The organism is Streptomyces sp. MnatMP-M17 (assembly GCF_900091995.1).
Classification (GTDB): domain Bacteria; phylum Actinomycetota; class Actinomycetes; order Streptomycetales; family Streptomycetaceae; genus Streptomyces.
In genome coordinates this window covers 1-8,177 of record NZ_FMDK01000156.1, presented here as the reverse complement: position 1 = coordinate 8,177, position 8,177 = coordinate 1, and the positions used below count along the sequence as shown (strand labels likewise).

Genomic DNA, 8,177 nt, shown 5'->3' with positions numbered 1-8,177 from the left:
CATCGTCATGCCGGGCGCGCGCATACAGATGATCGTGGTGATGAAGTTGACCGAGCCGAGAATCGTACCGAAGCCGGAGAAGGCCAGACCCATGATCCACAGATCGGCGCCGATGCCCGGTGAACGGACCGCGTCCGACAGCGGCGAGTAGGCGAACCAGCCGAAGTCGGCGGCGCCCTGCGGAGTGAGGAAGCCGCTCACGGCCATGATCGAGCCGAAGAGGTACAGCCAGTACGCGAACATGTTCAGCCGCGGGAACGCCACATCGGGCGCGCCGATCTGGAGCGGCATGATCCAGTTGGCGAATCCGGCGAACAGCGGCGTCGCGAACATCAGCAGCATGATCGTGCCGTGCATCGTGAACGCCTGGTTGAACTGTTCGTTCGACATGATCTGCGTGCCGGGACGGGCCAGTTCGGCGCGCATGAAGAGCGCCATCACACCGCCGATGCAGAAGAACACGAACGACGTGATCAGATACATCGTGCCGATCGTCTTGTGATCGGTGGTGGTCAGCCACTTCACGACGACATTGCCCGGCTGCTTGCGCCGTACCGGCAGCTCGTTCTCGTACGAGTCCTTCGCTGCGGCGGCGGCACCCTGGGGTTCGTTGAGGATGCTCACAGTTTGTTCGTCTCCGCGTTCTTGGCCGGATCCGTCTGCGCGATGCCCGACGGGATATAGCCGTTCTGGCCCTTCTCGGCCAGCTCTTCCAAGTGCTTCTGGTAGCGCTCCGGAGAGACCACCTTGACGTTGAAGAGCATCCGCGAGTGGTCGACGCCGCACAGCTCGGCGCACTTGCCCAGGAAGGTGCCCTCCTGGTTCGGAGTCACCTCGAAGGAGTTGGTGTGCCCCGGGATGACGTCCTGCTTCATCAGGAACGGCACCACCCAGAAGGAGTGGATGACATCACGCGAGGTCAGGATGAACCTGACCTTCTCGCCCTTGGGCAGCCACAGGGTCGGGCCCGGGTTGCCGGTCTGGGGATTGCGCTGACCCGGGACACCGGCGTCGTAGACGCCCTCGGCACCCTTGGGGAACTGCTTCGTGAACCGGTTGGGAATGGCGTCGAGCTGCTTGGGAATCGTGCTGCCCGTCGACGGGTTGCCGTCCACGTTCTCGATGTAGTTGAAGCCCCAGCTCCACTGGTAGCCGACCACGTTCACGGTGTGGGCCGGCTTCTCGGAGAGGGAGAGGAGCTTCGTCTCGTCACGTGCGGTGAAGTAGAAGAGCACCGAGACGATGATGAGCGGGACCACGGTGTACAGCGCCTCGATGGGCATGTTGTACCGGGTCTGCGGAGGGATCTCCACCTTCGTGCGGCTGCGCCGGTGGAAGATGACGCTCCACAGGATCAGACCCCATACCAGGATGCCCGTGACGAGCGCTGCCGCCCACGAGCCCTGCCAGAGGGAGAGGATCCTGGGAGCCTCTTCCGTGACTGGGGTGGGCATTCCGAGGCGGGGGAAGTCCTTGTATGTGCAACCGGTGGCGGTCGCGAGGATCAGGCCCGCAGTCAGCACCTGCGGCAGCTTCCGCCGCATCGGGCGCCGCGACGAGCGGTCGGAGCCGTTGGGACTCACGTAGCGCCTTCCCGAGAGTCTCGCCCGCGCGGCCGGCCGCGGCCGTCTCGCAGGTCGGTCGCCGGCCCTGACGCGGGCAGGGGTTTGGATGTTTATGCGGACCAAACCCTACTGGACTCGTTTTGGGGCCGTGCGGGGAGGGTGCCCAACGCGCCGCGCCGCACTCCGAAGGGGTGGAATGCCCACCTCCGGGCCGCTTCGGGGCCGCTTCCGGGCTGCTTCCGGGCTGCTTCCGCGCTGCCTTGAGGTGCCTCCGGGGCCGCGACAACGGGGCCGGCCCGGCAAGGTCCGTAAGAAAAGTTCTAGCGTGGTGGTGTGTCCTACTTCGACGTCGCGTCCTCCGCTCCGCTGCATCCCGTCGCCCGGCAGGCCCTCCAGGCCTCCCTCGACGAAGGATGGGCGGATCCCGCCCGGCTCTACCGCGAGGGACGGCGGGCCGTACTGCTGCTGAACACCGCCCGGGAGGCCGCCGCGGAGGCGGTCGGCTGCCGTCCCGACGAGCTGACTTTCACTCCTTCGGGAACATATGCGGTGCATTCCGGAATGTCCGGTGCGCTCTCGGGGCGGCGCCGGGCCGGACGCCATCTCGTGGTCTCCGCGGTGGAGCACTCCTCCGTACTGCATGCCGCGTCGGCCCATGAGGCGGCGACGGGCGGCGAGGTGACCGAGGTGCCGGTGGACCGTTACGGAGCGGTGTCGCCGGAGGAGTACGCCGAGGCCCTGCGTGAGGACACCGCGCTGGCCTGTCTCCAGTCCGCCAACCACGAGGTGGGTACGGAGCAGCCGGTGGCCGAGGCGGCCGAGGCCTGCCGGAGCCGAGGAGTCCCGCTGCTGGTGGACGCGGCGCAGTCGCTGGGCTGGGGCCCGGTGGAGGGCGCCTGGTCGCTGCTGACGGCGAGCGCGCACAAGTGGGGCGGTCCGGCGGGCGTCGGGCTGCTCGCCGTACGCAAGGGAGTGCGGTTCGCGCCTCAAGGTCCCGCCGACGAACGGGAGTCGGGACGCGCGCCGGGCTTCCAGAACATCCCGGCGATCGTGGCGGCGGTGGCCTCGCTGCGGGCGGTACGCGCCGAGGCGGCGGACGAGGCGGTACGGCTGCGGGCGCTGGTGGACCGGATCAGGGCGCGGGTGCCGGAACTGGTGCCGGATGTCGAGGTGGTGGGCGATCCGGAGCACCGGCTCCCGCATCTCGTTACCTTCTCCTGTCTCTATGTCGACGGAGAGGCGCTGCTGCACGAGCTGGACCGCGCGGACTTCTCCGTATCGTCCGGTTCGTCCTGTACGAGCAGCACGCTGACGCCAAGCCATGTACTGCGGGCGATGGGAGTGCTGTCGGAGGGCAATGTCCGGGTCTCGCTGCCGCTCGGTACGCCGGAGGCGGAGGTGGACCGGTTCCTGGAGGTGCTGCCCAAGGCGGTGTCAGGAGTACGCGAACGGCTCGGCGCGCCGGTCTCCGCCGCCGGTCCGGGCGGGACACCGGCGCTGGTGGTGGACGCGCTCGGCAGACGGTGCCCGATCCCGGTGATCGAGCTGGCCAAGATCTTCGGCGAGGTGCCGGTGGGCGGGACGGTGACGGTCCTGTCGGACGACGAGGCGGCGCGGCTGGACATTCCCGCGTGGTGCGAGATGCGCGGTCAGGAGTATCTGGGCGAGCGGCCGGCGGACCACGGTGTCGCTTATGTGGTCCGCCGGATCTCGTAGCCCGGTCCGGTCCGGTCGGGTCCGATCCGGTCTGGTCTGGGCGAGCGGCCCGGTCTAGGCGGGCGTCGCGTCGGACACGGCCGTCTCGGGCAGATGCGCCTGGACCTCGGCCGCCGCGTCATGCCCGTACGCCTTGGTGAAGCGCTCCATGAAGTGGTTCCTGCGCAGGGTGTACTCCTGCGTGCCCACCGTCTCGATGACCAGCGTCGCGAGCATGCAGCCGACCTGGGCCGCGCGCTCCAGTCCGACGCCCCAGGAGAGTCCGGAGAGGAAACCGGCGCGGAAGGCGTCGCCGACGCCCGTCGGGTCGGCCTTGGTCTCCTCCTCCGGGCAGCCGACCACGATCGGCTCCTCGCCGTCCTGGTCGATACGGACGCCGCGCTTGCCGAGAGTGGTCACCCGGTGGCCGACCTTGGAGAGGATCTCGGCGTCGCTCCAGCCGGTCTTGGACTCGATGAGTCCCTTCTCGTACTCGTTGGAGAAGAGATACGTCGCTCCGTCGAGCAGCGTACGGATCTCCTCGCCCTCCATACGCGCGATCTGCTGCGAGAAGTCGGCGGCGAACGGGATCGCGCGGGTACGGCACTCCTCGGTGTGACGGAGCATGCCCTCGGGATCGTCCGCGCCGATCAGCACCAGGTCGAGTCCGCCGACGCGGTCGGCGACCTTCTTCAGCTCGATCAGGCGGGCCTCGCTCATCGCGCCCGCGTAGAAGGAGCCGATCTGGTTGTGGTCGGCGTCCGTGGTGCAGACGAACCGGGCCGTGTGCAGGACCTCGGAGATCCGGACCGAGTCCGTGTCCACTCCATGGCGGTCGAGCCACGCGCGGTACTCGTCGAAGTCCGCGCCGGCCGCGCCGACCAGGAGCGGACGGGTGCCGAGCTGGCCCATGCCGAAGCAGATGTTCGCCCCGACACCTCCCCTGCGCACCTCAAGGTTGTCGACGAGGAAGGAGAGGGAGACCGTGTGGAGCTGCTCGGCGACCAGCTGGTCGGCGAAGCGGCCGGGAAAGGTCATCAGATGGTCGGTGGCGATGGAGCCGGTGACTGCGATTCGCACGGCGTGAACGCTCCTGATGAAGGAGAACGGTTGACGGTTCACGCTACCGGTTCGGGCGGCGCCCTACCTAAGGTCTGATGAAGGTCCGAATCTACTCGATAGTAGGCCTTTCTTCGTGAGCCGGACGGTGCGTACGGTGCCCATGGAGCGCGTCTCGACCGCGTCTGGACCGCATCGCACCGCTCCGCGCAGGGAACCGGGCGCTCCTCGCTTCCGTCCCACCGATGTCATCCGGGGGAACGCGGTCGAAGGAGTACAGCGGTGGCCAGCACGGAGCGCCCAGGGAACAGCACGGACCGCCCGCGTCGGCGGCGTTCTCCGCTCGTCGCCACGGTGGCGGCGGCGGTACTGATCGCCGGTGGCGGTGGCGCGTACTTCGCCACGAGTGCCTTCGGCGGCAGCGGCGCGGACGATACGGGCGGCGGGAGCGGTACGCCGGGAGGCGACCGCATCCCGCCACCGCTCGATGTCACGCCGCCACCGCTCGGTATCGCGCCGGGCGAGCCCGATCCACGTGGATTCATCTACCGCGCCAAGGGCGAACTGCCCGACGGTCCCGGTACGGCCCAGGTCCACCGGGTGAGCGGAGCGGTCACGGCGGACGAGGTGGCCCGGCTGGCCGAGGCGCTCGGAATAGCGGGCACGCCGCGTTCCGACGGTACGTTCTGGAAGGCCGGTACGGACAAGGACGGTTCGGGACCGCTGCTCCGTGTGACCAAGCAGGCGCCGGGAACGTGGACCTTCGACCGCTTCGGCCCTGCGACGCGCGGTGACAACTGTCTCAAGGGCAAGAGCTGTCCGAGCGTCGGCGGCGGCGGTACGGGCACGGGCGCCACCACGGGCGGTACGGGCGGTGCCGTGAGCGAGGCGGCGGCGAAGCGGGCGGCGGCTCCGGTACTCAAGGCGCTGGGCCAGAGCGACGCGGAGCTCGACGCCACTCAACTGATGGGCGCGGTACGGGTGGTGAACGCGGATCCGGTGATAGGTGGGCTGCCCACCTATGGCTGGTCGACCGGCATCCAGATCGGCGCGGACGGCCAAGTGGTCCACGGCACCGGTCAGTTGACGGCGCCGGAGCCGGGCGAGGCGTATCCGGTGATCGGCGCGGACGAGGCGCTGAAGGAGCTGAACAAGGCGTCCGCCGATCTCCGTGGCCGTGGCCCGGCCGTCGAGTGCGCCACCGCGATGCCGCTGGAGGACGGGACGGCGGCGGCCCGGTGCAAGCCGTCGGTGCCGGCCGGCGCGGAGCCGGTGGAGATCGACAGGGCGGTCCTCGGACTGGCGCTGCGGACGGTGGAGGGCCGCGGAGCGCTCGTACCGTCCTGGCTGTTCGAGGTGGTGCCCGGCGGCGGCGCTCCGTCGCACTCGCTCGTCCAGCTCGCCGTGGCCCCGGAGTCCCTGGCGAAGAACGCGCCGGAGCCGAAACCGAAGCTGAGCGACCCGGGCCTGATGTCGTACAGCGTGGACGGCCGGAGTCTGGCCCTGCGCTTCATGGGCGGCGTGTGCGGTACATACACGGCACACGCGGACGAGAGCGGTACGGCCGTCAAGGTGCGGATCTCCCACTCGGCGTCCGGCCCTGACCAGGTCTGTGTGGCGATGGCCAAGGCACAGACCGTGACGGTGACGCTGGAGAGGCCGCTGGGCGAGCGCCGGGTGGTCGACGCGGTGACAGGCGAGCTCGTGCCGCACAGCTGAGGCGGCGGAGCCCGAAGACGTGCGTGCCCGGTCGGGTGCGCACAGGGAAGGCGGCGGGCCCGAGGGGGGACCGCCGCCTTTCTCTGTCTGCCGCGGAAGGGCTCAGCCGGCCCAGGCCGCCCTGTCCGGCCTAGCTGAAGGAGTCGCCGCAGGCGCAGGAGCCCGACGCGTTCGGGTTGTCGATCGTGAAGCCCTGCTTCTCGATGGTGTCGACGAAGTCGATGGAGGCGCCGCCGAGGTACGGAGCGCTCATCCGGTCGGTGACGACCTTGACCCCGCCGAACTCCTTGACGACGTCGCCGTCGAGCGAGCGCTCGTCGAAGAAGAGCTGGTAACGCAGGCCGGAGCAGCCGCCGGGCTGAACGGCGACCCGCAGTGCGAGGTCGTCCCGGCCTTCCTGGTCCAGCAGGGCCTTGACCTTGCCCGCGGCGGCATCGGACAGGAGGATGCCGTCGCTCACGGTGGTGGTGTCGTCCGATACGGACATCTGCTTCTCTCCCGGGTTGTACGGACTGCTTGCCGACAGTTCAACCGGCTCGGCCGCGGATTCATTCCGGGCGCTGGCGCGTGTCTTTTTGCCTCCTTCATGCTCGCACACCGGCTCCTGAATCGTCAGCGGGCGGCCCTGCCTGGAATGCGTCACATCGACGCTATCGGCATCGTCAAAGTGACGTGAATCAGGTTATGATAGATAACGTCAAATAGACGAAAAGGCTTCGCAGACTCGCTCCGACTCGTTCGCAGAGAAGACTCCGCTCGCAGAGAAGAAAGGGTGCGTGACGTGACCACCGCCCAGACCCGACAGGATCTCGCTGTCCAGCCGACACCGCTGGCCCTGCTGCTGCTCGGCCGCGAGGCCGACCCGCGCAGCGAACGGGGCGTGGAGTGTCCCGGCGATCTGCCCTCCCCGTCCGACCCGGACCTGGTGGAGCGTGCCCGCGTGGCCAAGGAGAAGCTCGGGAACAAGGTCTTCGTCCTCGGCCACCACTACCAGCGCGACGAGGTCATCCAGTTCGCGGATGTCACCGGGGACTCCTTCAAGCTCGCCAGGGACGCGGCGGCGCGGCCCGACGCGGAGTACATCGTCTTCTGCGGTGTGCACTTCATGGCCGAGTCGGCGGACATCCTCACCTCCGAGGACCAGAAGGTCGTCCTGCCGGATCTGGCCGCCGGCTGCTCCATGGCCGACATGGCCACGGCCGAGCAGGTCGCGGAGTGCTGGGACGTACTGACCGAGGCCGGCATAGCCGAGCGGGTCGTGCCCGTCTCGTACATGAACTCCTCGGCCGACATCAAGGCCTTCACCGGCAAGCACGGCGGCACGATCTGCACGTCCTCGAACGCCGAGCGCGCGCTGAACTGGGCCTTCGAGCAGGGCGACAAGGTGCTCTTCCTGCCCGACCAGCACCTCGGGCGCAATACCGCGGTACGGGAGCTCGGGCTGTCCCTGGAGGACTGCGTCCTCTACAACCCGCACAAGCCGAACGGCGGTCTCACGGCCCAGGAGCTGCGGGACGCGAAGATGATCCTGTGGCGCGGGCACTGCTCGGTCCACGGACGCTTCTCGCTGGACTCCGTCCAGGAGGTACGGGAGCGGATCCCGGGAGTGAACGTCCTGGTGCATCCCGAGTGCAAGCACGAGGTCGTCGCGGCGGCGGACTACGTCGGCTCGACCGAATACATCATCAAGACGCTGGAGGCGGCGCCCGCGGGCTCCAAGTGGGCGGTCGGCACCGAACTGAACCTGGTCCAGCGCCTGGCGAACCGTTTCGCCGCACAGGACAAGGAGATCGTCTTCCTCGACAGGACCGTCTGCTTCTGCTCGACCATGAACCGCATCGACCTGCCGCACCTGGTCTGGGCGCTGGAGTCACTGGCCGAGGGCAACGAGGTCAACCGCATCCAGGTCGACAAGGAGACGGCGGACTTCGCTCAGCTGGCACTGGAACGGATGCTGGCGCTGCCGTAGGGAGCATGGCCGCAGGCGGCACAGGCCCCAGCACCCCACCCCCTACGGCGGCGGGGGCACCCCGACCACACCCGGGCGCCCCCGCCGCCGCCCAGGTAGTCGTGGTGGGCCGGCAGGTCCCGTGCCACGTGGGGGCCGCCCCTCTGTTTTTGATTGTGGCGGGGGGGTTG

7 protein-coding genes are annotated in these 8,177 nt (G+C 68.9%); 3 read left to right on the top strand and 4 right to left on the bottom strand.

Annotated elements, in window-relative coordinates:
- On the bottom strand, positions 1-624 hold a 624-nt coding region (locus tag GA0115259_RS08130), incomplete at its 3' end, for a cytochrome c oxidase subunit I (RefSeq protein ID WP_176732476.1).
- Entirely contained in the window at positions 621-1,583 is a 963-nt protein-coding gene (coxB, locus tag GA0115259_RS08125; RefSeq protein ID WP_093593008.1) for an aa3-type cytochrome oxidase subunit II, read from the bottom strand. The genes coxB and GA0115259_RS08130, both read right to left, overlap by 4 nt.
- A 315-nt stretch (positions 1,584-1,898) precedes the next feature.
- Here coxB and GA0115259_RS08120 point away from each other — a divergent pair, with 315 nt between their 5' ends.
- Complete coding sequence (locus GA0115259_RS08120) at positions 1,899-3,281, top strand: cysteine desulfurase/sulfurtransferase TusA family protein (RefSeq protein WP_093593005.1); 1,383 nt, start codon at positions 1,899-1,901, stop codon at positions 3,279-3,281.
- 54 nt (positions 3,282-3,335) lie between these two features.
- Here the strand turns inward: GA0115259_RS08120 and GA0115259_RS08115 are convergent, their stop codons facing one another.
- Positions 3,336-4,340: a carbohydrate kinase family protein gene (locus GA0115259_RS08115; protein WP_161230320.1), complete on the bottom strand. Its 1,005-nt coding sequence runs from the start codon at positions 4,338-4,340 to the stop codon at positions 3,336-3,338.
- A gap of 261 nt (positions 4,341-4,601) precedes the next feature.
- Here GA0115259_RS08115 and GA0115259_RS08110 point away from each other — a divergent pair, with 261 nt between their 5' ends.
- Positions 4,602-6,038: a hypothetical protein gene (locus GA0115259_RS08110; protein WP_093592999.1), complete on the top strand. Its 1,437-nt coding sequence runs from the start codon at positions 4,602-4,604 to the stop codon at positions 6,036-6,038.
- A 130-nt stretch (positions 6,039-6,168) separates the two neighbouring features.
- On the opposite strand, the gene GA0115259_RS08105 is transcribed toward GA0115259_RS08110, so the two are convergent.
- Positions 6,169-6,525, bottom strand: a complete 357-nt coding sequence (locus GA0115259_RS08105; protein ID WP_093593015.1) for a HesB/IscA family protein — start codon at positions 6,523-6,525, stop codon at positions 6,169-6,171.
- 294 nt (positions 6,526-6,819) lie between these two features.
- Here GA0115259_RS08105 and nadA point away from each other — a divergent pair, with 294 nt between their 5' ends.
- Complete coding sequence (nadA, locus tag GA0115259_RS08100) at positions 6,820-8,007, top strand: quinolinate synthase NadA (protein WP_093593012.1); 1,188 nt, start codon at positions 6,820-6,822, stop codon at positions 8,005-8,007.
- Positions 8,008-8,177: the final 170 nt, after the last annotated feature.